Source organism: Gulosibacter sp. 10 (assembly GCF_900163695.1).
Taxonomy (GTDB): domain Bacteria; phylum Actinomycetota; class Actinomycetes; order Actinomycetales; family Microbacteriaceae; genus Gulosibacter.
Genome location: NZ_FUIC01000012.1, coordinates 24,223 through 47,192, shown reverse-complemented (window position 1 = coordinate 47,192; position 22,970 = coordinate 24,223). Strand labels below are relative to the sequence as shown.

Here is a 22,970-nt window from a genome sequence, read left to right as displayed (position 1 = left end):
GTTCGGCGCCGTGCGGCTACCGCTCCCGCACGAATCGACGGACGAGGTCCACGGTCTGCTGCCATTCCCGGCAGCGATCGCGGTAGTGGGCTCGCCCCGAATCGGTCAGCCGATAGTAGGTGCGCGGCCTTCCCTGGCTCTGCGCGCCCCGGTACGAGGCGATCGCGCCCTGCTTCTCGAGCCTGCGCAGGGCCGAGTAGAGCGTGGTCTCCTTGAGCTCGTACTCGCCCTCCGCGATGCGCTCGATACGGCGGGAGATCGCGTAGCCGTAGGACGGCTCGTCGAGCAGCGCCTCGAGGACGAGCAGATCGACGTAGCCGCGGATCACTTCGGCGCTGATCATCCCCACTCCCTCGTCTGACGTAGTAATTACTCTACGTCACACAGTATGCGTGATCAAGTAGTCGTCGGGATGCACGGCGAAGGGGCCCGCAGGATCCCTCCTGCGAGCCCCTCCTCGTGGGCGGTCAGCCCCGCGCGTCGTCCTCCGGCGCCCCGCCGTCCAGCGAGCCACGGTCCGGCGAACCGCGGTCCGGCGCTCCGCTCTCCGGCGAGCCGTGGCCGTCCGGCGAGCCGTGGTTCGTCGACGCCGCTCCGGTCCGGGGACCACCGGAGCAGGCCTCGGCCTCCTCACGCCGGCGCCGCCGCAGCTCGTCCTGCATCTCGCCGTAGGTGCGCGGCGGCTGCGTCGGCGCCTCGGGCTCGCCGCTCCCCGGCGCGGGCCCTCCCGCGGCCGGCGGCAGGCCTCCCTGCATCGGCGGCGCGGACGGCGCCGGTGCGGCTGCGCCGCCGTCGTGGCCGGCGTACGGGCCCGAGACCGTCCGTGTCCCGCCGCGCTCGAGGATGCTCCGCACCTGCTGCCCGAGCTCGCGCGGGACGATCACGTCGAAGCGCGAGGCAGTGACCTGCATCATCGAGGTGAACTCCTTCTTCTGGCGGCTCAGGGAGTACGCGAGCAGGTTCCAGATCACGCCGAAGGCGAGCGCCATGATGAATACCCCGAGCAGCGCCCGCAGGTCCGTTGAGGGGACGAGCACGAGCCAGGCGAGCGACATGAACAGGCCGATCATGAGGCCGTTCGCCAGCCCGCCGAGCGCGGCGCGGCCGTAGCTCATGCGCCCGGTGACCCGCTCGACCGATTTCAGGTCGGAGCCGACGATCGAGACCGAGGAGACGCTGAACCCCTCCTCGCGCACGAGGGCGTCCACCGCGGCGCGCGCCTGCTCGTAGCTGGGGAAGGATGCGACGATCTCGCCTTCCGGGATCGTGGGCAGGCCGAGACGGCCCAGGGGGCGGGGAGCACTCATGGGCTCCATTCTCCGTCCTCACCGGGGGAGTTTGCTGAGCCGGGGATACGATTGTCGGGTGAGCGCTTCAAAAGTCTTCGTCGCCCGGCTGGCGAACACGCCCGTCTACGATCCCGACGGCGATCGGGTGGGCAGGCTCCGCGACGTGATCGTGAACTACCGCTCCACGCATGCCCCCCGGGTGAACGGGCTGCTCGTCGAGCTCGTGGGCGCGACGCGCCGCCTCGTGTTCGTGAAGATGAAGCACGTCACGGCCATCGGCTCGGCGCAGCTCATCGTGAACTGGCAGAACGTGGACCAGCGCACGTTCGAGCAGCGCGGCGAGGAGGTGCGCGTCTTCTCCGAGCTGCTCGACCGCTCGGGCACGCTGCGCGACACGGGCGCCCGCGCCGTGATCGAGGATGTGTCGATCGAGGAGGACGACGCCGGCAACTGGTCGGTGAGCCAGCTCTTCGTCCGCCTGCCGCGCACGACGAAGAGCCTGTTCGGCAAGCCGCCGACGCGGTACGCGACATGGGAGGAGCTCGACCTCGACTTCGACCCTGAGGAGGACACCCCCGCGACCCAGTTCCTCACCGCGCACTCGGAGATGGGCCCGAGCGACCTCGCTGACGCGCTGCTCGACCTCAGCCTCGAGCGCCGCCTCGACATCATCGAGGAGCTCCCGGACGTGCGCCTCGCGGCCGTGCTCGAGGAGATGTACGAGGACGACCAGGTCGTCATCATCGAGCACCTGGAGGACCAGCGGGCCGCGAGCGTGCTCGACCACATGCAGCCGGACGACGCCGCGGACCTCGTCGGCAAGCTCGACCACCGCAAGACCGAGGCGCTCCTCGCCCTGATGGAGCCCGAGGAGGCCGAGGACCTGCGGATGCTCCTCGAGTTCGAGCCGGACACGGCCGGCGGGCTCATGACCACCGACCCCATCGTGCTCTCCCCCGACGCCACCGTGGCCGAGGCGCTCGTCCTCATCCGCCGCAGCGAAGTGGTCCCCGCGCTCGCGACGGCCGTGTTCGTCACCGCCTCGCCCTACGAGGTGCCCACCGGCCGCTATCTCGGGCTCGTGCACTTCCAGCGCCTCCTGCGCTATCCGCCCCACGAGCGCGTCGGCTCGATCCTCGACAAGCGCATCGAGCCGGCGCACACGACCACGCCCGACGTCGACGTGGTCCGCTCGCTCGCCCGCTACGACCTCGTGGTGCTGCCGGTGGTGGACGACGAGGACCGGCTCGTGGGCGTCATCACGGTCGACGACGTGCTCGACCACATCCTGCCGGACGACTGGCGCTCGGTGCCCAGCGAGGAGCACGCCGAGACCGGCATCATCACGCTCCCGACGATCGACGGCGGAGGTGTCGCGCGTGGCTGACATCAACGAGGACGACGAGCTGCTGGCGGTGCCGAAGTCGGCGAAGCCGAAGCGCGGCCGCTCGAGGCGCGCGGAGGCCAAGCGCGGCGGGCGCTCATCCGAGGACCGGAAATCGCGGCGCGAGCGCAAGCGGGAGCAGCGCGAGGAGGAGCGCGAGGACCACGATGTGCTCGGGCGGGTCATGGAGGCCGTCGCGCGCGCGATGGGCACCCCGGCCTTCCTCATCGTGCTCACGCTCTTCGTCGGCGGCTGGATCGCGTGGAACTCGCTGCTGCCTGCATCCTGGCGCTTCGACTCCGCCGACCTCGGCTTCATCGCGCTGACCCTCGCGCTGTCGCTGCAGGCCTCCTACGCCGCCCCGATGCTGCTGCTCGCGCAGAACCGTCAGGACGACCGCGACCGCGTGCAGATCGAGCAGGACCGGCAGCGCGCGGAGCGCAACACGGCCGACCTCGAGTACCTCACCCGCGAGATCGTCTCGATGCGGATGCGGCTCGACGACATGGCCTCGAAGGACTTCATCCGCGCCGAGCTGCGGTCGCTGCTCGAGGATCTCGAGGAGCGCGAGGAGGAGCAGGGGGCCGCCGGGACCGGTGAGCGCCGTGAATGACGAGCGCGTCGCGCGCATCCGCGCCGAGCTCGGCCGGGTGATCGACCCGGAGCTGCACCGCCCGCTCACGGAGCTCGACATGGTCGGCCGCGTGGAGGCGCCGGACGACGGCCCGGCCCGGGTCGAGATCCGCCTCACGATCGTGGGCTGCCCGCGCGCCCGGGACATCGAGGCCGACGCCCGGGCCGCGATCGAGCGCGCCGTCGGAGACGCCCCCTACGAGCTCGAGATCGGCGTCATGTCGCGCGAGCAGCGGCAGCGGCTCACCGAGCGGCTGCGCGGCTCCCGCCGCAGGGAGCATCCCTTCGGCGCCGACTCCCTCACCCGGATCATCGCGGTCACGAGCGGGAAGGGCGGAGTCGGCAAGTCCACGGTCACGGTCAACCTCGCCGCGGCCATGGCGGCCGAGGGGCTGCGCGTGGGAGTCGTGGACGCGGACGTCTTCGGGTTCTCCGTGCCCGGCCTGCTCGGCATGCCCGAGGGCGCGCAGCCCACGCAGGTCGGCGAGCTCATGCTCCCGCCCGAGGCGCACGGGGTGCAGGCCGTGTCGATCGGCATGTTCCTCCGCTCCCCCGACGAGATCGTGGCCTGGCGCGGGCCGATGCTGCACCGCACGCTCGAGCAGTTCCTCCGGGACGTCTACTTCGGCGACCTCGACGTGCTGCTGCTCGACCTGCCGCCGGGCACGGGCGATGTCGCGATCTCGCTGGGCCAGCTCCTCCCCCACGGCGAGGTGCTCGTGGTCACGACGCCGCAGCCCGCCGCAGCCGACGTGGCCTGGCGCTCCGGCGCGGTGGCCCGCAAGACCGGGCAGCGCGTGATCGGCGTCGTCGAGACGCTCTCCCCCGCCGCCGGCCCGGACGGCTCCGTGCTCGACCTCTTCGGCTCGGGCGGCGGCGAGGAGGTGGCGCGGCGCTTCGAGGTGCCCCTGCTCGCGCAGGTGCCCATCTCGAGCGCCCTCCGCGCGGACGGCGACGCCGGGACGCCGGTAGTGCTGGCGCATCCCGAGGACCCGGCCGCCGTCGCGCTCCGCGACGCGGCGCGCGCCCTGGCCCGCCGCCCCCGCGGCCTCGCCGGCAGGCCGCTGGGCCTCAGCATCGACGACTGAACCGCCGAGAACAGGAGTCGTCGGCCTTCAGCTGCGGCTCCGCGCCTACGTCGCCTCGTCGTCGAACGGCGCCCGGCCCGGCTCGAGTGTCGCGGTGCCGCCCGTCGCGGCCCAGCTCGGCGCGCTGGCCGCGCCCGCCGCCGCGCTCGCGCCGCCCGCTGCGCCCGCGCTCGCGCCGGCCGCCGTCGCGGCCACGGCTCCGGAGCCGGCCGCAGCGGTCCTCGCCGCGGGAGGGACCGCGGCCGGGGCGTCGACGTCGTTCCAGGCGTCGCGGATGATCCGGCGCGGATCGTACTGCCGCGGATCGAGCCGCCGCCAGTCCTCGTCGGTGAAGTCCTCGCCGAGCTCCTCGGAGACGCGGGTCTTCGCCGTGTCCGTCCAGCTGCGCACCCGTTTGATGAGCTGCGCGAGCTGTTCGGCGAGCTTGGGAAGGCGGTCCGGGCCGAAGATGAACACGGCGATGATCCCGATCAGCAGGAGTTTCTCGAAGGTCAGGCCGCCCATGCGGTTAAGGGTAGCCTGATGCAATGTCCGAATTCGAGTTGAGCATGCGCTTCATCGACGAGCAGATCGTCGAGCCCGTGGCGCAGCAGGCCGCGCGCCGGTATGCCCTCGAACTCGGCCTGCCCACGATCTCGCGCGCGCTCGGGGCGCATCTCGCGTTCATGGCGGGCGCCACGCACGCGGAGCGCATCATCGAGATCGGCTCGACGGGCGGGCTCACCACGACCTGGCTGCGCCGCGGCGCGCCGGAGGCGGTGATCACGTGCATCGATCACGAGCCGGAGCACCTCGCCCAGACTCGCCGCGCGCTGCTGGCCTCGGGCCACGCGCCGTCGCGAGTGCGCTGCATCACCGGCAACCCGCACGTCGTGCTGCCCCGCATGAGCGAGGGCACCTACGACCTCGTCCTCGTCACCGGCCCCCTCGAGCACGTCGCCGCGCACCTGCAGCACGGCCTGCGGGTCGTGCGCCCCGGCGGCAGCATCCTCGTGCTCAACGCGCTCAACCACGGGCGGGTGGCCGATCCCGCGCGCCGCGATCCGGTCACCGCCTCCCTGCGGCTCCTGATCCGCGAGTTCCAGCGGCAGCCGGATCTCACGAGCTCCGTGATCCCGCTCGACGGCGGGCTGCTGCAGGTCACCTCCCTGCCGCAGTAGCGGCCGACGCCCGCGGCACCGTTCCGCGTCGAACACGGACCCCGGAAAACATGCACTGCGGGTGCCCCGGATGGGGTACCCGCAGCGGATCGACCGGATCTATTTGCTGATGGCGCCGCTCAGCGCCTCGGCGAGATCCTTCGCCTCTTCGTCGTTGACCGAGACGACGAGGCGACCTCCGCCCTCGAGGGGGACGCGGACGATGATCAGGCGTCCCTCGCGAACCGCCTCCATGGGTCCGTCGCCGGTGCGCGGCTTCATTGCAGCCATTTACTCTGCCTCCTGTGTAGTGCGAACTTTCCCATTATCTCACCCCTCGGGCGGTCCTCCCAGATTCGGGCGGAAAAGCCGCCTTCCGGATGACACGGAACGACACGGAGCGGAATAGTCGAGCCGCCGTTAGGGTTGTCCTCCGGTGGTGGCGGTATCGTCCTGTACGGCACCGAAAACTTCACGAAAGGAACACAATGGCTGAGTTCACTCTTCCCGACCTCCCCTACGACTACGCGGCGCTCGAGCCCCACATCTCGGGTCGCATCATGGAGCTGCACCACGACAAGCACCACGCGACCTACGTGAAGGGCGCCAACACCGCGCTCGAGCAGCTCGCCGAGGCCCGCGACAAGGGCGACTTCGCGAACATCAACAAGCTCGAGAAGGACCTCGCGTTCAACGTCGGCGGCGTCAACAACCACTCGATCTTCTGGACCAACCTCACCCCGGACTACGCGGACCCGGCCGGGTCGGCCAAGGACCTCCTGGACGGCGAGTTCGGCGGCCTCGAGAACTTCAAGAAGCAGTTCTCGGCGGCGGCCCTCGGCATCCAGGGCTCGGGCTGGGCGGTGCTCGGCCGCGACAACGCGACCGGCAACGTCTCGACCTTCCAGCTCTACGACCAGCAGGGCAACGTGCCCTTCGGCGTGACCCCGCTGCTCATGCTCGACATGTGGGAGCACGCGTTCTACCTCGACTACGTCAACGTCAAGGCGGACTACGTCAACGCGTTCTGGAACATCGTGAACTGGGCGAACGTCGCCGAGCGCATCGACGCCGCCAAGGCGTAGCGCGCGAACGGGCCGCGGGGCGGCGCCGACTCCGGTCGGCGCCGCCCCGCTCCCGTTTCCGCGGATGCGTCTAGACGCGGGTCTTCAGCGCCGGGAAGTCCTCCTCGCGCCACTCGTTGGGGATGCGCTCGCCGCGGCGGGCGAACTGCTGCTCCCGGTCGCGCAGGTCCACGCGGCGGATCTTGCCGGAGGTGGTCTTCGGCAGCTCGTAGAACTCGACCCGCCGCACGCGCATGTATGGCGGCAGCGCCTTCCGCGCGTGCAGCAGCACCTCGAATGCCGATCGCTCGTCCTCCGCCCATCCCGCGGCCAGCTGCACGTAGGCCTTCGTGATGTTCAGCCGCGTCTCGTCCGGCGCGCCCACGACGGCGGCCTCGGCCACGGCGGGGTGCTCGATGAGCGCCGACTCGACCTCGAACGGGGAGACCTTGTAGTCGCTCGACTTGAAGATGTCGTCCACGCGCCCCACGAAGGTGTAGCGCCCCGAGGGGTCGCGCTGCGCGACGTCCCCGGTGTGGAAGACCCCTCCGGCGGTGCGCTCGCGCGTGGCCTCCTCGTTCCCGAAGTAGCCGCGCATCACGTTGATCGGGCCGCCGCCGGCCAGGTCGATGCAGAGCTCGCCCTCGGCCCGGGCCCGGTCGTCGGGGATCCGCTCCCCCGTGCGCTGATCCACCAGGCAGACGGGCACGCCGGGCAGCGGGCGTCCCATCGAGCCGGGCTGCACCGACTCCCCCGGCGCGTTCGCCAGCGTCGCCGTGGTCTCGGTCTGGCCGTAGCCGTCGCGGATCTCGAGCCCCCACCACTCGCGGATGCGGCCGATCACCTCGGGGTTGAGCGGCTCGCCCGCCGAGAGCAGCTCGCGCAGCGCGCGCGGCCTGCTCGAGGCGCCGTGCTGGATGAGCATCCGCCACACGGTGGGCGGCGCGCAGAACGAGGACACCTCGGCGCGGTCGAGCTGCTCGACGAGCCTCGCCGCGTCGAACCGCAGGTAGTTGTAGACGAAGATGGTGGCGCCGGCGTGCCACGGCGCGAAGAACGCGCTCCACGCGTGCTTCGCCCAGCCCGGCGAGGAGATCACCATGTGGGTGTCGCCGGGCCGCACGCCGATCCAGAACATCGTCGTGAGGTGCCCCACGGGGTACGAGCGGTGCGAGTGCAGCACCATCTTCGGCCTCGAGGTCGTCCCCGAGGTGAAGTAGACGAGCGCGGGGTCGTCGCCGCCAGCGCGCCGCTCGACGGGGGCGTCCGAGGCTTCGGCGGCGGCGCCGTAGTCGATGCGCGGACGGTCGAGGTCCCTCTCGTTGCGGAGGCCGATGGCGACCCGCTCCGCCCCGCGGGCCCCGCCGACGGCGATGACCCCGAAGTCGCCCTCGAAGGCGTCGAACTTCTCGGCGTCGGCCTCGTCCGTGATGACCCAGCGCACCTCGGCGCGCCGCACGCGGTCCTCGAGCTCGGCCGCGCCGAGCACGATCGCGGTGGGCAGCATGACCGCGCCGATCTTCAGCAGCGCGAGCATCGACTCCCACAGCTCCACCCGGTTCGCGAGCATGAGCATCACGGTGTCGCCCGGGCGCACCCCCAGCTCGATGAGCCAGTTGCCCACCCGGTTGGAGCGGCGGCGGAGCTCGTCGAAGGAGTACTGCTCGTCCGCCTCGTCGTCCTCGACGACGCGCAGGACGCAGCGGCGGTTGTCCAGCGCCTCGACGTCGAACCAGTCCAGGGCCCAGTTGAAGGACGGGCCGACGTCGGGCCACTCGAACTCCTCGCGGGCTCGCCCGGGGCTGCCCTGCAGCTCGAGGAGCCGGTCGCGCGCCGCGCGGAAGGCGGCGGTGCCGTCGATGGCGTTCTCGGTAGTGTTCATCGAGCCATTGAACCACCGACGGGCCGGAATTCCCTCGATCAGGGCGGCGTCCAGTCGTGCCCGATCACGAACCACATCCAGTGCAGCCATGCGACCTGCAGCGCGAACGCCGCGAGCGCGACGAGCACCCGGTACAGGGGCGAGCGCGGCAGCGCGAGCGGGGCGGCCGCCGGGAACAGCGGGAAGAGGATGCGGAAGAACGAGGACTGCGGGAAGAACACCGCGAGCACGTAGCTCGTGTAGGCCGCGCCCCACAGCGTGATCTCGATGCCGAAGCGCCGCATCACGGGGCGCGTGAACCACAGCGCGAACAGCAGCACCGCTGCCGCCGCGATCACCGCGCCCGCGGGCTGGCCGAACCAGAACCCGCCGGCCCAGAACCACGGCGTGAAGGGCGGCGGGCTCTCGCCGCCGGTGTACTGCCTGCGCCACGCGAACTCGGTCTCGAGGTAGGCGTCCCACTGCCCCGTGACCGCGCCGGCGATCGCGAGCCACGCGAGCCCCATCACCCCCGAGAGCACCGCGACGCCCCACAGCCTGCGCTGCTCCGCCGCGTCGAACCGCTCGAGCCGGGTCACGAAGCGGTTCCGGTAGCGGTAGAGGATGTACAGCAGCAGCGTGAAGGCCCACGCGAGCCCGGTGGGGCGGGTGAGGGAGGCCAGGATCACGAGCGGGATCATCGCGAGCCAGCGCCGGTCCACGAGCAGGTTGAGCAGCAGCGCGAGCATCCAGAAGTGCAGCGCCTCGGCGTAGCCCACCTGGAACATCGGCGAGATCGGCCCCAGGCACAGCAGCAGCACCGCGAACATCGCGACGCCGTGCGGCACGAACCGGCGCAGCAGCCGGTGCGTCGCGAACACGGTGCCGAGCCCCGCGCCGAGCGAGAGCAGCACCGTCACGACCTCGAAGGGCAGGAAGGTCATCATCGACAGCCCCCGCGCCATGAGCGGGTAGACCGGCATGAAGGCCCAGGCGCTCTCCCCCGCCGTGCCGTCCTCGCGCATGGGCAGCTCCGACGGGTAGCCGGCGAGGGAGATGTAGCGGTACCACTCCGCATCCCAGATGTTCGCGAACGTCCAGTAGTCCGGCCGCGCCGGCGTCTGCCACGTCTCCTCCTGGTTGGCGGCGAAGACGAGCATCGTCGCGGTGGTCAGGATCCGCGTCGCGAAGTACACGATCATCAGCTGCAGCCAGACCGGCAGCGCGCGCCAGCCGCGTGCGAGCGCGCCCGGCTCCTCGCGGCCGAGGCGGAACTCCCGCGCGTCGATCATCGGGTCCCGGTATCGCCTCGGCAGGGTCGGTACGGGCGCGCGACGTGCAGGCATGCCGACCAGTGTAGGGCGCTACGCTTGAGCGCATGGATGCGCAACTGAGCGAGCGGCACGCGGGCAACTGGGCCTGGGGCGACGGGCTCGCGACCATGACGGAATCCGGCCGCGTGCTCGACTGCTGGTTCCCGACCCCGCGGCTCGGGCGCGTGCCCGGCACCCGCGATCGCTACCTCGCGCCCAAGGCGCTCTCCGACGAGGCCCACGAGGACGCCCGGCGCGGGGTGCGGCTCACGCCGATCCTCGTGGAGTCCGATCTCGACGCCCCGATCGCCTCGGCCGAGGACGCCTACCTGCGGCTGCACCTGCTCTCGCATCGGCTCGTGCGCCCGCACGCGCAGAACCTCGACGGCCTCTTCGCACGACTGCCGATCAACGCCTGGACGGACCTCGGGCCGATGGACCCCGAGGAGATCACCGACCGCCTGCCCGTGATGCGCCGCAGCGGCGTGCAGGTGTACGCGATCGACCGCTTCCCGCGGCTGCTCGACTACGTGGTGCCGGAGCACGTGCGCATCGCGGACAGCGGCCGGGTGCGCCTCGGCGCCTACCTCTCCCCGGGCACCGTGGTGATGCACGAGGGCTTCGTGAACTTCAACGCCGGAACGCTCGGCCCGAGCATCATCGAGGGCCGCATCTCGCAGGGCGTCGTGATCGGCGCGCATACCGACATCGGCGGCGGCGCATCGATCATGGGCATGGTCGCGAGCGACAGCGATCAGCGCGTGCTCGTGGGCGAGCGCTCGCTCATCGGCGCGAACGCGGGCATCGGCATCGCGCTCGGCGACGACTGCGTGGTCGAGGCCGGCCTCTACGTCACGGCCGGCACCAAGGTGCGGCTCGCCGCGAGCGGCGAGGCCGTGAAGGCGGGGACGCTCTCGGGCGTCGCCAACCTGCTGTTCCGCCGCAATTCCCTCACGGGCGCCGTCGAGGTCTTCTCCCGGGATGGCTGAGCGCCCGCCCGCGGCCCTCGTGCTGGTCGTCTCGACCTCCGCCGCGGCCGGCGCCGCCGCCGACCGCACCGGGCCCGAGATCGTGCGCCGGCTGCGGGAGTGGGGCTTCGAGGCGCCGGAGCCGCGCGTGACGGCCGACGGCGAGCCCCTCCTCGAGGCGCTCGAGGCCGCGCTCGCGGATGCGCCGCCCGACCTCATCCTCACCACCGGCGGCACCGGGCTCTCCCCGGACGACCGCACCCCGCAGATCACCGCGGGGCTGCTCGACTACGAGGTGCCGGGCATCATGCACGCCCTGTGGCGCCGGGGGCTCGAGAGCACCCCGCTCGCGACCCTCGGACGGGGCGTCGCGGGCGTGCGGGGCCGGACACTGGTGGTCAACCTGCCCGGATCCCGCGGCGGCGTCGCCGACGGGCTCGCGGTGCTCGGCCCGCTCCTGCCGCACGTGCTCGAGCAGCTCGGGCACGACGGGCTCGACCTCGGCCGGCTCAATCGCGAGCGGCTCGGGGCCGGCCCGGGCGTCCACGGCCCTCGATGAGCGCCCGCACGCGGTCGAGATCGGCGGGCGCGTCGATATCCGCGAGCACCTCCTCCGGCAGCCCGACCCGGGTCGGCTCGGGCGATCCCGCGTAGAGGCGGCGCACCGGCAGCCCCGTCGCATCCCCGAGCCCGTCAAGACGCTCCCGCAGCACCGGTTCGGGCCAGGCCGCGCAGAGGTACTGGTCGCGTCCGGACGCGTCCGCGGCAAGCGCCGGAGCGCCCGCCCCGGCGGCCGCGCACAGCGCGGCGCAGGCCGCCGCGGTGATCAGCGGCAGATCGCCGGCGAGCAGCAGCACGACCGCATCCTCATCGGGCTCGAGCGCCGCCATCGCCGCGGCGACGCCGGCCGCGGGGCCGGCGAACGGCGGCTCCTCGCGCACCCAGCGCAGGCCGGGACGGCGTTCGGCGATCTCCGGCAGCTCGGGCCCCGCGACGCAGAGATCGGCGGCAGGGTCGTACTCGAGGACCGCATCCGCGATGCGGTCGAGCACGGTCCTGCCGCCGATCTCGAGGGCGTGCTTGCGGCGGCCGCCGAGCCGGGCGGCCCGGCCGCCCGCGAGGATCGCCGCGCGGGTGGGGCGCGCCACGGCGCGGTCGCTAGTCCTGCGGCCCGCTGAAGCCGCGGCCGGCCGGGTAGTCGCGCGAGGTCTCGCCGAGGTAGAGCTGCTGCGGGCGGCCGATCTTCGTCTTCGGGTCCGCGTTCTGCTCGCGCCACTGCGCGATCCATCCCGGCAGGCGGCCGATCGCGAACAGCGGCGTGAACATGCGCGTGGGGAAGCCCATCGCCTTGTAGATGATGCCGGTGTAGAAGTCCACGTTCGGATACAGGCGGCGGTCCTGGAAATAGGGGTCGTTGAGCGCCGTCTGCTCGAGCTCCACCGCGATCTCGAGCAGCGGGTCCTCGATGCCGAGCGACTCGAGCACCTCGTCCGCCGACTCCTTGACGAGCTTCGCCCGCGGGTCGTAGCTCTTGTAGACACGGTGGCCGAAGCCCATGAGCTTCACGCCGTCTTCCTTGTTCTTGACCCGCTCGACGAAGCGGCCGACGCCCTCGCCCGAGTCGCGGATCTCCCCGAGCATCTTGAGCACGGCCTCGTTGGCGCCGCCGTGCAGCGGGCCGTAGAGCGCGGAGATGCCCGCCGAGATCGAGGCGTAGATGTTCGCCTCGGTGGACCCCACCAGTCGCACGGTCGAGGTCGAGGCGTTCTGCTCGTGGTCCGCGTGCAGGATGAGCAGGCGCTCGAGCGCCCGGGAGAGCACGGGGTTCACCTCGTAGGGCTCGGCGAAGTTGCCGAAGTTCAGCTTGAGGAAGTTGTCGACGAAGCCGAGGCTGTTGTCGGGGTACATGAACGCCTGGCCGATGGCCTTCTTGTGCGCGTACGCCGCGATGACCGGCAGCTTGGCGAGCAGCCGGATGGTGTTGACCTCCACCGCCTCGGGGTCGTGCACGTCGAGCGAGTCCTCGTAGTACGTCGCGAGCCCCGCCACCGCGCTCGAGAGCACCGACATCGGGTGCGCCGAGTCGGGCAGCGCCTGGAACAGCGGCTTGAGCCCCTCGTGCAACAGCGTGTGGCGCGTGATGCGCTCGGTGAAGGCCGAGTGCTCCTGCTCCGTCGGCAGCTCGCCGTAGATCAGCAGGTAGGCCACCTCGAGGAAGGACGAGCTCTTCGCGAGCTGCTCGATCGGGTAGCCGCGGTAGCGGAGAATGCCCTCATCGCCGTTGATGAACGTGATCTCCGAGCGGGTGGATGCGGTGTTGACGTAGCCGTAGTCGAGTCCCGTGTAGCCCGTCTGCTTGGTGAGCGTCGAAAGATCGAGCGAACCCCGGCCCTCCGTCGCCTCCAGAATCGGGAACTCGGCGGTGCCGCCGGGGAAAGTCATTGTGGCGACCTGTGGTGCGTCATTCGTGGGGAGCTGCTCGCTCACGGAACCTCCTGGAACGCTTGCAATCATGTGCGACCGCCATTTGTGATGGCGGCGCCGGAAACTAGCCTAAACCGTCGGCATGCCCATTGATGAAATCGACAATACCTCTACGAATTCATTCACTCATTCGACAACGGCAGGCCGCGGGCGGGGGTTCAGCCCTCCGATTGGGGCGGCAGCGCCGCCACGAGCGGGTGATCGAAGTCGTAGGCCCCCACCTTGGCGGCGCCGCCCGGGGAGCCGATCTCCTCGAAGAAGTCCACGTTCGCCCGGTAGTAGTCGCTCCACTCGTCGGGCAGGTCGTCCTCGTAGTAGATGGCCTCGACGGGGCAGACGGGCTCGCACGCGCCGCAGTCCACGCATTCGTCGGGGTGGATGTAGAGCATCCGGTCGCCCTCGTAGATGCAGTCGACCGGGCACTCGTCCACGCAGGCGAGGTCCTTGACATCCACACACGGAAGGGCGATCACATAGGTCACGACCGAAACTCCATCTCTACCGGAAACGTTCTCTGGGGATCTTCCAGCCTACTCGTCCCGGGGCGCGCGCCGCGCCAGGCGCGGCCAGATGACGGGGACGAAGGCCGCGATGGCCGAGCCGAAGGTCCAGGCCTCCCCCGCGCCGAGCCCGTTCGCCGCGGCGGGGATCATCACCGACTGCCCCGCGCCGCCGAGCGTGAACACGAGCACGGCGAGGCACACGCCGATCGCGAAGCCGTACCCCGGCAGCCGATCCCCGAGGTAGAGCCGCAGGCCGATCGCGAGCGCGAGCACCGCGAGCAGCCCGACGGCCCAGCCGAACCAGATCTGGACGCCGAGCACGTCGATCCGCGCGCGATGCGCGACCGTGCCCACGATCCCCGCCAGCACCCCGAAGACGAGGTAGGCGAGGAACGTGAGCACCGTCTCGAGCGTCCGGCCCCCGCGCACGTCAGCCCTCGCGCTTCTTCCTGGACGCCTCGCGCCCGCGGATGGTCGCGCTCAGCTCGACCTTGCGGATGCGGACCTTCTCGGGGGTCACCTCGACGCACTCGTCCTCGCCCGCGAACTCGAGCGACTCCTCGAGCGTGAGCTGCCGCGGCGGCGTGAGCTTCTCGAACTCGTCCGCGCTCGCGGCGCGCATGTTCGTGAGCTTCTTCTCCTTGGTGACGTTGACGTCCATGTCGTCGGCGCGGGTGTTCTCGCCGATGACCATGCCCTCGTACACCTCGTCGCCGGGCTCGATGAAGAAGGACATGCGCTCCTGCAGGCCGATCATCGCGAAGGGGGTCGAGGTGCCCGCGCGGTCGGCCACGATCGAGCCGTTCGTGCGCGTGGTGATCGAGCCCGCCCACGGGCCGTAGCCGGCCGAGATCGAGTTGACGATGCCGGTGCCGCGGGTGAGCGTGAGGAACTCGCTGCGGAAGCCGATGAGGCCGCGGGCGGGCACGGTGAACTCCATGCGCACCCAGCCGGAGCCGTGGTTCGTCATGCCGTCCAGGCGGCCCTTGCGCGCCGCCATGAGCTGCGTGATCGCGCCGAGGAACTCCTCCGGCACGTCGATGGTGGTCTGCTCGAACGGCTCGTGCTTCTTGCCGTCGATCTCCCGGACCACGACCTGCGGCTTGCCCGCGGTGAGCTCGAAGCCCTCGCGGCGCATGTTCTCGATGAGGATCGAGAGCTGCAGCTCGCCGCGGCCCTGCACCTCCCAAGCGTCGGGACGGCCGATGTCGAGCACGCGCAGCGACACGTTGCCGATGAGCTCGCGGTCGAGGCGCTCCTTGACCATGCGGGCGGTCAGCTTGTGGCCCTTGACCTTGCCGACGAGCGGCGAGGTGTTCGGGCCGATCGTCATCGAGATCGCGGGGTCGTCGATCGAGATCTCGGGCAGCGGACGGACGTCGTTCGCGTCGGCGATGGTGTCGCCGATCGTGATGTCCTCGATGCCCGCGATGGCGACGATGTCGCCCGGGTTCGCGGCCTCGGTCTGCACCCTCTCGAGGCCCTTGGTCTCGAGCAGCTCGGTGATCCGCACGTTCCGGGTCTCGCCCTTGTGCACCCACGCGACCGTCTCGCCCTTGCGGAGCGTGCCGTTGTGCACGCGCAGCAGCGCGAGCCGGCCGAGGAACGGCGAGGAGTCGAGGTTCGTTACGTGCGCCTGGAGCGGCGCCCCCGGGTCGTAGGTCGGGGCCGGGATGTGGTCGAGGATCGCCTTGAACAGCGGCTCGAGGTCCTCGCCCTCGGGCAGGGTGCCGTTCTCGGGCCGCGTGGTCGAGGCGACCCCGGCTCGGCCGGAGGCGTAGAGCACGGGGAGGTCGAGCAGCGCGTCGATGTCGAGGTCGGGCACGTCGTCGGCGAGGTCGCCCGCGAGGCCGAGCAGGAGGTCCTGCGCGTCGCCGACGACCGAGTCGATGCGCGCGTCCGCGCGGTCGGTCTTGTTGACGAGCAGCACGACGGGCAGGCGCGCCTCGAGCGCCTTGCGGAGCACGAAGCGGGTCTGCGGGAGCGGCCCCTCGGAGGCGTCGACGAGCAGGACGACGCCGTCGACCATCGAGAGCGCGCGCTCGACCTCGCCGCCGAAGTCGGCGTGGCCGGGGGTGTCGATCACGTTGATCGTGATGGGCCCGTCGGTCGCGTACTCGCCGGCGTAGCGGATCGCCGTGTTCTTGGCGAGGATCGTGATGCCCTTCTCGCGCTCGAGGTCGTTCGAGTCCATGACCCGCTCTTCGTCGGCGTGCTGGGAGTGGTCCCCGAAGGTGCCCGTCTGCTTGAGCATCGCGTCGACGAGGGTGGTCTTTCCGTGGTCGACGTGGGCCACGATGGCGACATTGCGAAGATCTGAGCGGGTCGTGAACGAGGGATTCGGCATACGCGGGATGACTTTCATTGTGAAAACGTCGGACAGTTCAGCCTAGTCGTTTCGCGTGTCCCGTGCGCGTCCTGCGGGAAAACGGATCGCGAACCGCAGAATTGCACGTATGACTCGAGCACATCGACCGGACCTGCGCGCGACGCGGCTGCGGCTCCGCTGGGAGATCCTCATCGTCCTCGGCCTCTCCCTCCTCCCCTCGGGGCTGAGCGCGATCGTCACGCTCGCCGAGCTCGCCGCCGCGCCCACCCCGATCGGCGAGACCTCCGCCTCGATCAATCCCGCCGCCTCCGAGTTCCCGCTCTTCGACGTGCTGCACCGGCTCGTGAGCGTCGCCGCGGCCCTCGTGCCGGTCGCGCTGGTCGTGTGGCTGCTCTGGTCGCGCGCGGAGTCGGGCTTCGCCCGCATCGGCCTGGACGCCCGGCGCCCGGCGCGGGATCTCGGCCTCGGCGCCTTGCTCGCCCTCGCGATCGGCCTGCCCGGGCTCGCGCTCTACGCCGTCTCGCGCGCGTTCGGCCTGACGGTCCAGGTGGTGGCCGGCGACGCGCAGCTCGCGTGGTGGACCGCCGTCCTGCTCGTGCTCTCGGCGCTGCGGGCGGCGCTCATCGAGGAGGTCGTGGCGGTCGCGTACCTCGCGACCCGGCTGCGCACGCTCGGCTGGAGCCGCTGGGGCGTCATCCTCGCCTCGGCCCTGCTGCGCGGCTCCTACCATCTCTACCAGGGCGTGCCCATGGCCCTCGGCAACGTCGTCATGGGCATCGTGTTCGCGTGGTGGTTCACCCGGCGCACGGGGCGGATCGGCGACCGGCCGCGGGTGCTGCCGCTCGTGCTCGCCCACCTGCTCCTCGACCTCGTCTCCTTCCTGGGCTACCCCCTCGCTGCGGCCCTGTGGCCCGGGCTCTTCTGACCCCGTCCGGGCACGACCGCGGCCCGCGGCCCTCCGGAGAGGGACGCGGGCCGCGGGGCCTCCGACGATCGGCGCGCCGGATGCGGGTGCTACCCCTCGAGGTGGGGCGAGCCGTCGACGTAGCCAACCATCGACCAGTCGATGATGTTCGCGAAGCCCGGGGCGCCGTAGTTGGCGAGGTCCACGGGCGTGGCGATGAAGTCGTAGGACTGGTAGAGGGGCAGGTTGCTGTGCAGGCCCCACAGCGCCTCGTCGATCTGGTTCAACAGGTCCGTCTGCTTGTCGACGTCGGCCTCGTTCGTGAGCTGGTTGAGCAGGTCGTCGAGCTCCTCCGAGCCGATGTTCGTGAAGTTCTGCTCGCCGTCCGAGAGCCACGAGTTCACACTCGAGGTGACGAACGGGTTGCCGCTCCAGCCGAACATCGTGATGTCGTAGTCGCCGGGGATGACGTACTGCGAGAACAGGTCGGTCGGGGGCACCTGCTCGACGGTCAGCTTGATGCCGGCCGCCTGGAGGTTCTCCGTGGCGATCGGCGCGATCGTGCCGTTCACGGCCGAGCCCGCGTTGTAGACGTAGCGGATCTCGAGGACCTCTCCGTCCTTCTGGTAGAAGCCGTCGTCGCCGAGCTCCCAGCCGGCCTCCTCGATGAGCTCCTTCGCCCTGTCGGCGTCGCCCGTGCCGTACTCGCCGGCGTGGCTCTCGTAGCCGTCCTGGTTCGACATGAGCATGTGGTTGCCGAGCAGGTCGTTCTCGATGCCCTCCGGGTAGGGCATGGTGCCGTTCAGCGCCATGAAGATGTCCGCGCGGTTGATCGCGTAGAAGAAGGCCTCGCGCAGGTTCGGGTCGGAGAGGACGTTGCCCTCGCCGCCGTTGAGCGTGAAGTGGCTCCAGTCCGGGCCCGCCGCGGTGCGGATCTCGAACTCGTCGCCGTTGTCCACGGTGTCGATGACCACCGAGTAGATGGCCTCGGCCGAGGCGTCGATCACGTCGAGCTGGCCGTTGTTGAAGGCCGTGGCGGCCGCCGAGGGGTCCTCGATGGTCTGGAAGGAGAGACGGTCGAGCTTCGCGTCGCGCGCGCCCGTCCAGTTCTCGTCGGGCACGAGCGTGACGACCTGGTTGGCGCGGTCGGCGTTCTCGATCGTGTAGGGGCCCGCGGTGACCTTGGGGCCGTCCACCCAGCCGGTGTTGAACTCCTCGGCCGATTCGACGAGCGCGTCGGGCATGACGCCGGACAGGCCGATCCAGTCGGCGTAGACCTCGCCCTCCTTGAAGGTGATGACGGCGGTCTGCTCGTTGTCGCCCTGGGTGACCTCTTCGATGCGGTCGTAGCCGTCGCGGGAGACGACGTTGAACTCCTCGTTCTGGTACGCCTCCATGTTGTTCTTCACCGAGGTCCAGTCGAGCGGGGTGCCGTCGGACCACGTGAGGCCCTCGACGAGCTCAATCTCGTAGGCGAAGGGCTCCTCGCTCACCTGCTCGATGCGCTGGGTGTAGAGGTCGTTCGGGATGACCTGACCATCCGCGGTATAGGCGTAGAGCTGCGGCCAGACGGCCTCCATGATCTCGTTCGTGTTCTTCTCGTACCCTTCAACGGTGTTGAAGTTGAAGTTGGCCGGGTACGCGTTGTTGTAGAGGCGCAGCGTGCCGCCGTGGCCGAGCCCGTCCTCGTCGACGTAGTTCATTTGGTTCTCGGCGGCGTTGAGGTGCTCGACCTGGCCGCCGTCCTCGGCGACTCCGCCGCCGCCCGCCTCGTCGGCACGTGCGCAACCGCTGAGCACGAGGCCGAAGGCAGCGACGAGAGCGACGCCGCTCACGATTCGCTTGTTCATTGTTCTCTCCTTCTCCGATGGATTCGGGTTTCGGGTGGTCTAGTCGGCGCTGCCGAGGAGCTCGGTCTCCGCCAGGTCGGCGAAGCCCTCCTCGTGCCTGGCGGGCTCGTAGCCCGCCGTCTTCTCCGGGTAGTAGCAGGCGATCGCGTGATCGCGGCCCTCCAGGGGCGCCAGCGGCGGCATCTCGCTCTCGCAGCGGGCGCGCTGCTGCTCGTCGAGCAGATGCTGGTAGATGTAGCAGCGGCTCACGAAGCGGCAGCCCGTGGGCGTGTCGGCGGGCGAGGGCAGGTCGCCGTGCAGCACGATGCGCTCGCGCCGCCGCTCGATCTCCGGATCCGGGATCGGGATCGCCGAGAGCAGCGCCCGCGTATAGGGGTGCGCCAGCTCGCCGCGGAAGATCTCCTCGGTCGAGCCGAGCTCGACGATCTTGCCGAGGTACATGACGGCCACCCGGTCGGCGATGTGCGAGACCACCGAGAGGTCGTGGGAGACGAAGAGGTAGCTCAGCCCGAGTCGGTTCTTCAGCTCGTCGAGCAGGTTGATGACCCCGGCCTGGATGGAGACGTCGAGCGCGGAGACGGGCTCGTCGAGCACCACGATGCGCGGATCGCACGCGAGCGCGCGGGCGATGCCGATGCGCTGCCGCTGACCGCCCGAGAACTCCTGCGGATAGCGGTCGGCCTGCTCCGGCAGGAGGCCCACCGTCTTGAGCAGCCAGTCGACTCGCTTCGCCATCCGCTCCTCGTCGTAGCCCTGCACCCGCATGGGCTCGCGCAGGATGTCGCCCACCGGCATGCGCGGGTCGAGCGAGGCCATCGGGTCCTGGAAGACCATCGCCATCTCGGCGCGCAGCGCGTGCTTCTCCTTGCGGTTCAGCTCGGTCACGTTGCGGCCGTCGATCGAGATCTCGCCGGTCTGCGGGGCCTGCAGCTGCATGATCTCCATGATGGTCGTGGTCTTGCCGCAGCCGGATTCGCCGACGAGGCCGAGCGTCTCGCCCTCGCGGATGTCGAAGCTCACGCCGTCCACCGCGCGCACGCTGCCGACCTTGCGCTTGACCACCGAGCCCTTCGTGAGGGGGTAGATGCGCTCCACCCCGTCGAGCTCGAGCACCCGGTCGCGCTCCTCGCGCGGGGCCCGGAGCGCGGGCTCCGGCAGCTCGGGCCGCGCGAAGATGTCGCCGCGCTCGGCGAGCACGTCGCTGTGGTGGCAGGCGGCGAGGATGCCCGGCTTGTCGGTGCCGGTGAGCTGCGGCTCCTCCTCGCGGCAGAGGTCCGTCGCGATCGGGCAGCGGGCCGCGAAGGGGCAGCCCCTGGGCACGTCGACGAGCGAGGGCGGCGTGCCCTCGATCGGCGTGAGCGGCTCCTTCTCGGTCGCGTCGATGCGCGGGATCGAGGAGAGCAGCCCCTTGGTGTAGGGCATGCGCGGGGTCCGGTAGATCGACTCGACGTCGCCGAACTCGACCGCCTTGCCCGCGTACATCACCATCACGCGGTCCGCGAAGCCGCTCACGACGCCGAGGTCGTGGGTGATGAGCACGGTCGCGGCGCCCGTGACCTCCTGCGCGGTGCGCAGCAGCTCCATGACCTGCGCCTGGATGGTCACGTCGAGAGCGGTCGTGGGCTCGTCGGCGATGATGAGGTCGGGGTCGTTCGCGATCGCCATCGCGATCATCGCGCGCTGCCGCATGCCGCCGGAGAACTCGTGCGGGAACGAGCGGGCCCGCAGCTTCGCGTTGGGGATGCCCACCGCGTCGAGCAGCTCGACCGCCCGGGCCTGCGCCTCGGACTTCGAGATCTGCCGGTGCGCGAGCACCGTCTCGGCGATCTGATCGCCGATGCGGTACACCGGGGTGAGCGCCGACAGCGGGTCCTGGAACACCATCGAGATCTGGTCGCCGCGGAGCTTCGAGAGCTGCGCGTCCGACTTCTCGAGCAGGTTCTCGCCCTTGAAGCGGATGGCCCCGGAGATCCGCGCCGACTGCGGCAGCAGCCCCATCACGGCGAGCGAGGACACGGACTTGCCGGACCCCGACTCCCCCACGATGGCGAGCGACTCGCCGCGCCGCACCCGGTAGTCGAGCCCGCGGACGGCCTGCACCGGCCCCGCCTCGCTCGGGAAGTGCACCGACAGGTCCTCGACCTCGAGCACGTAGTCCGAGGCGCCGTCTCGTTCGGTACCGATCATCGTCTAGTGCCCCCGTCCGCTCGTCGGGTCGAGCGCGTCGCGCAGCGCCTCGCCGACCATGTTGATTGAAATCACCAGCATCGCGAGCACCACGGCCGCGAACACCCACGTGTGCGGGTGGGCGATGTTGTAGGCCTGCAGCACCGTGCCGAGCGAGAAGTTCGGGTAGAGGATGCCGAAGCCCAGGAAGCTCAGGCCGGTCTCGGCGAGGATCGCGCCGCCGACCCCGAGGGTGGTGTCGATGATCATCCACGACGAGATGTTCGGGATGATGTGCCGCATGATGATCGTGCGCGAGGGCACGCCCATGAACTTCGCGGCCTGCACGTACTCCATGTTCACGAGGCCCTGGGTCATCGCGCGCAGCACGCGGGCCGTGAGCATCCAAGAGAAGACCGCGAGCAGCGGCACCATGAAGATCCAGTGCAGGCCCTGCAGCACCGGGCTCAGCAGGAGCAGCAGCAGGAAGCTCGGGACGATGAGCATGAAGTTGATGAGGTTCACGATCACCGCGTCGAGCTTGCCGCCGAAGTAGCCGGCGATCGTGCCGAACAGCGCCGACAGGAAGGTGACGGCCACCGCGGTCGCGAAGCCGATGATCAGCGAGATCCGCAGCCCCGCCATGACCTGGGCGAAGATGTCCTGCCCCTGGGCGTTCGTCCCGAACCAGTGGTACTGGCTCGGCGGCGACATCTGGTTGGCGTAGTCGTACTCGATCGGCGTGTACTGGTAGATCATCGGGAAGATCACCCCCGAGAGCACGAGCAGGAGGAGCATGCCGCCGCCGATCCAGGCGGTGGGCATGCGGCGCATCCGTCGCAGCACGAGCCGGGTGCGGCTCGTGGCCGTGGTCGACGGCAGCGTGTCGACGACCGGGCCCTCGGCGGGCGAGTCGGTCGCGATGGGGTTCGGGTCGGCGACCTGGGGGTCGGCGAACTGCGCGGTGTCGCCCGCGCCCTGCTGCTGGTGTGGAAGCGGCGTGGTCATGGTGCGATCACCGGATCCTCGGGTCGAGAATGGCCTGGATGAAGTCCGCGAGGGTCGCGGCGAGCAGCGTCAGGATGGCGCCGTAGAGCACGACCGCGGCGGTGCCGTTGATGTCGGCGATCTGGATCTGGGTGAGCGACCAGGAGCCGATGCCCTGCCAGTTGAACAGCCGCTCGACGAAGAACGAGCCGGTGAACGCGCCGGTCAGCGCGAAGGCGAAGTACTGCCCCATCGGGATGAGCGCCATGCGGAGGCCGTGGCGGCGCATCGCGACGCCCTTCGTGAGGCCCTTGGCCCGGGCGGTGCGGAGGTAGTCGGCGCCGAGCACGTCGAGCGTGGTGACCTTCATGTAGCGCGAATAGCTCGCCGCGCCCATGAGCATGAGCGCGAAGGTCGGCATGATCATCGCGAGGATCTGGAACTTGATCGCGTCCCAGCTTCCGGGCTCGGCGAACGGGTCGATGGGGTTCACCGCCGGCAGCGAGTCGCCGGTGGTCTGGCGCACGAAGAGGTTGGCGCCCTGGATGCAGAGGATGATCACGGGCGTGGGCAGGGCGAGGATCACGAAGCTGATGGTCGAGACGGCCTTGTCGGAGAGCGAGCCGCGGCGCACGGCGGTCCATGCGCCGAGGGCGATGCCGGTCACGACGCCGAGGAGCGTGCCGATGACGACGAGTCGCAGCGAGATCCAGATGCGGGTGCCGAGCTCCGGCATCACGAGCAGGGCCTTCTTGTCCGTGCCCGCCGTCACCCCGAGCTTCTCGTCCCACGGCGCCGTGAAGAGATCGCCCAGCCAATTCAGATACCGTTGCCAGATCGATACATCAGGATTGATGTTGCGAAGGTCGAAGTAGGCCTGCTTCACCTCTTCGGAGATGGGCTGACCGCCGACCGTGTTCGGCGGGTACATGACTTCCTGCGGATTCAGCAGCCACGAGGCGAGGATGAACGCCAGAGAGGTTGCGATGAAGGCAAGAATCACGTAAT

23 protein-coding genes are annotated in these 22,970 nt (G+C 70.4%); 8 read left to right on the top strand and 15 right to left on the bottom strand.

The window, feature by feature from the left end; genetic code table 11:
- Positions 1-16: 16 nt before the first annotated feature.
- The gene (locus tag FM112_RS04770; RefSeq protein ID WP_087004284.1) at positions 17-343 is read right to left on the bottom strand and encodes a PadR family transcriptional regulator; all 327 of its coding nucleotides are present in this window, start codon (positions 341-343) and stop codon (positions 17-19) included.
- Between the two features lie 124 nt (positions 344-467).
- Complete coding sequence (locus FM112_RS04765; RefSeq protein WP_087004281.1) at positions 468-1,307, bottom strand: general stress protein; 840 nt, start codon at positions 1,305-1,307, stop codon at positions 468-470.
- Between the two features lie 58 nt (positions 1,308-1,365).
- Between FM112_RS04765 and FM112_RS04760 the strand changes: the two genes are divergently transcribed.
- Genes FM112_RS04760 through FM112_RS04750 form a run of 3 tightly spaced genes read left to right on the top strand, consistent with a single transcriptional unit; the run spans position 1,366 to position 4,394 of the window.
- Positions 1,366-2,676, top strand: coding sequence for a CBS domain-containing protein (locus FM112_RS04760; RefSeq protein ID WP_254910381.1), 1,311 nt, complete (start codon positions 1,366-1,368; stop codon positions 2,674-2,676).
- Positions 2,669-3,286, top strand: a complete 618-nt coding sequence (locus tag FM112_RS04755) for a DUF1003 domain-containing protein (protein ID WP_254910380.1) — start codon at positions 2,669-2,671, stop codon at positions 3,284-3,286. The genes FM112_RS04760 and FM112_RS04755 overlap by 8 nt, the downstream gene beginning before the upstream one ends.
- Positions 3,270-4,394, top strand: coding sequence for a P-loop NTPase (locus FM112_RS04750; protein ID WP_176386669.1), 1,125 nt, complete (start codon positions 3,270-3,272; stop codon positions 4,392-4,394). The genes FM112_RS04755 and FM112_RS04750 overlap by 17 nt, the downstream gene beginning before the upstream one ends.
- A gap of 45 nt (positions 4,395-4,439) precedes the next feature.
- On the opposite strand, the gene FM112_RS04745 is transcribed toward FM112_RS04750, so the two are convergent.
- A complete protein-coding gene (locus FM112_RS04745) occupies positions 4,440-4,898 on the bottom strand; it encodes a twin-arginine translocase TatA/TatE family subunit (protein WP_087004270.1) in 459 nt (152 codons plus the stop codon).
- A 23-nt stretch (positions 4,899-4,921) separates the two neighbouring features.
- On the opposite strand from FM112_RS04745, the gene FM112_RS04740 reads away from it, so the two are divergent.
- Positions 4,922-5,554: an O-methyltransferase gene (locus tag FM112_RS04740; RefSeq protein WP_087004267.1), complete on the top strand. Its 633-nt coding sequence runs from the start codon at positions 4,922-4,924 to the stop codon at positions 5,552-5,554.
- A gap of 99 nt (positions 5,555-5,653) precedes the next feature.
- Here the strand turns inward: FM112_RS04740 and FM112_RS04735 are convergent, their stop codons facing one another.
- On the bottom strand, positions 5,654-5,824 hold the full coding sequence (locus FM112_RS04735; protein ID WP_087004264.1) for a DUF3117 domain-containing protein: 171 nt from the start codon (positions 5,822-5,824) through the stop codon (positions 5,654-5,656).
- Between the two features lie 197 nt (positions 5,825-6,021).
- Between FM112_RS04735 and FM112_RS04730 the strand changes: the two genes are divergently transcribed.
- Positions 6,022-6,618, top strand: a complete 597-nt coding sequence (locus FM112_RS04730) for a superoxide dismutase (protein ID WP_087004261.1) — start codon at positions 6,022-6,024, stop codon at positions 6,616-6,618.
- Positions 6,619-6,688: 70 nt separating this feature from the next.
- On the opposite strand, the gene FM112_RS04725 is transcribed toward FM112_RS04730, so the two are convergent.
- Entirely contained in the window at positions 6,689-8,479 is a 1,791-nt protein-coding gene (locus FM112_RS04725; protein ID WP_087004258.1) for an AMP-binding protein, read from the bottom strand.
- 38 nt (positions 8,480-8,517) lie between these two features.
- Entirely contained in the window at positions 8,518-9,804 is a 1,287-nt protein-coding gene (locus tag FM112_RS04720; protein ID WP_140400571.1) for a hypothetical protein, read from the bottom strand.
- Between the two features lie 32 nt (positions 9,805-9,836).
- On the opposite strand from FM112_RS04720, the gene FM112_RS04715 reads away from it, so the two are divergent.
- Complete coding sequence (locus FM112_RS04715; protein WP_087004252.1) at positions 9,837-10,760, top strand: DapH/DapD/GlmU-related protein; 924 nt, start codon at positions 9,837-9,839, stop codon at positions 10,758-10,760.
- A complete protein-coding gene (locus FM112_RS04710; protein ID WP_087004249.1) occupies positions 10,753-11,298 on the top strand; it encodes a MogA/MoaB family molybdenum cofactor biosynthesis protein in 546 nt (181 codons plus the stop codon). The genes FM112_RS04715 and FM112_RS04710 overlap by 8 nt, the downstream gene beginning before the upstream one ends.
- Here the strand turns inward: FM112_RS04710 and FM112_RS04705 are convergent.
- The 5 genes from FM112_RS04705 to typA form a co-directional block, all read right to left on the bottom strand.
- Complete coding sequence (locus FM112_RS04705) at positions 11,249-11,887, bottom strand: molybdenum cofactor guanylyltransferase (protein WP_087004246.1); 639 nt, start codon at positions 11,885-11,887, stop codon at positions 11,249-11,251. The genes FM112_RS04710 and FM112_RS04705 overlap by 50 nt on opposite strands.
- 10 nt (positions 11,888-11,897) lie before the next feature.
- Complete coding sequence (locus tag FM112_RS04700) at positions 11,898-13,181, bottom strand: citrate synthase (RefSeq protein WP_254910388.1); 1,284 nt, start codon at positions 13,179-13,181, stop codon at positions 11,898-11,900.
- A 200-nt stretch (positions 13,182-13,381) separates the two neighbouring features.
- Positions 13,382-13,705, bottom strand: a complete 324-nt coding sequence (gene fdxA / locus FM112_RS04695) for a ferredoxin (protein ID WP_087004240.1) — start codon at positions 13,703-13,705, stop codon at positions 13,382-13,384.
- Positions 13,706-13,753: 48 nt separating this feature from the next.
- Positions 13,754-14,155: a hypothetical protein gene (locus FM112_RS04690; RefSeq protein WP_087004237.1), complete on the bottom strand. Its 402-nt coding sequence runs from the start codon at positions 14,153-14,155 to the stop codon at positions 13,754-13,756.
- A 1-nt stretch (position 14,156) separates the two neighbouring features.
- Positions 14,157-16,073: a translational GTPase TypA gene (gene typA, locus FM112_RS04685; protein ID WP_087004234.1), complete on the bottom strand. Its 1,917-nt coding sequence runs from the start codon at positions 16,071-16,073 to the stop codon at positions 14,157-14,159.
- 109 nt (positions 16,074-16,182) lie between these two features.
- Here typA and FM112_RS04680 point away from each other — a divergent pair, with 109 nt between their 5' ends.
- On the top strand, positions 16,183-16,980 hold the full coding sequence (locus tag FM112_RS04680; RefSeq protein WP_087004230.1) for a CPBP family intramembrane glutamic endopeptidase: 798 nt from the start codon (positions 16,183-16,185) through the stop codon (positions 16,978-16,980).
- An 89-nt stretch (positions 16,981-17,069) separates the two neighbouring features.
- Here the strand turns inward: FM112_RS04680 and FM112_RS04675 are convergent, their stop codons facing one another.
- The 4 genes from FM112_RS04675 to FM112_RS04660 are packed head-to-tail and all read right to left on the bottom strand — an operon-like array spanning position 17,070 to position 22,965.
- Entirely contained in the window at positions 17,070-18,809 is a 1,740-nt protein-coding gene (locus tag FM112_RS04675; protein WP_087004227.1) for an ABC transporter family substrate-binding protein, read from the bottom strand.
- Between the two features lie 39 nt (positions 18,810-18,848).
- A complete protein-coding gene (locus FM112_RS04670) occupies positions 18,849-20,996 on the bottom strand; it encodes an ABC transporter ATP-binding protein (protein ID WP_087004224.1) in 2,148 nt (715 codons plus the stop codon).
- Between the two features lie 3 nt (positions 20,997-20,999).
- Complete coding sequence (locus FM112_RS04665; RefSeq protein WP_087004221.1) at positions 21,000-21,983, bottom strand: ABC transporter permease; 984 nt, start codon at positions 21,981-21,983, stop codon at positions 21,000-21,002.
- A gap of 7 nt (positions 21,984-21,990) precedes the next feature.
- Positions 21,991-22,965 carry an ABC transporter permease gene (locus tag FM112_RS04660; RefSeq protein ID WP_254910379.1) on the bottom strand — a complete coding sequence of 325 codons (975 nt, stop codon included), beginning with the start codon at positions 22,963-22,965 and terminating at the stop codon, positions 21,991-21,993.
- Positions 22,966-22,970: the final 5 nt, after the last annotated feature.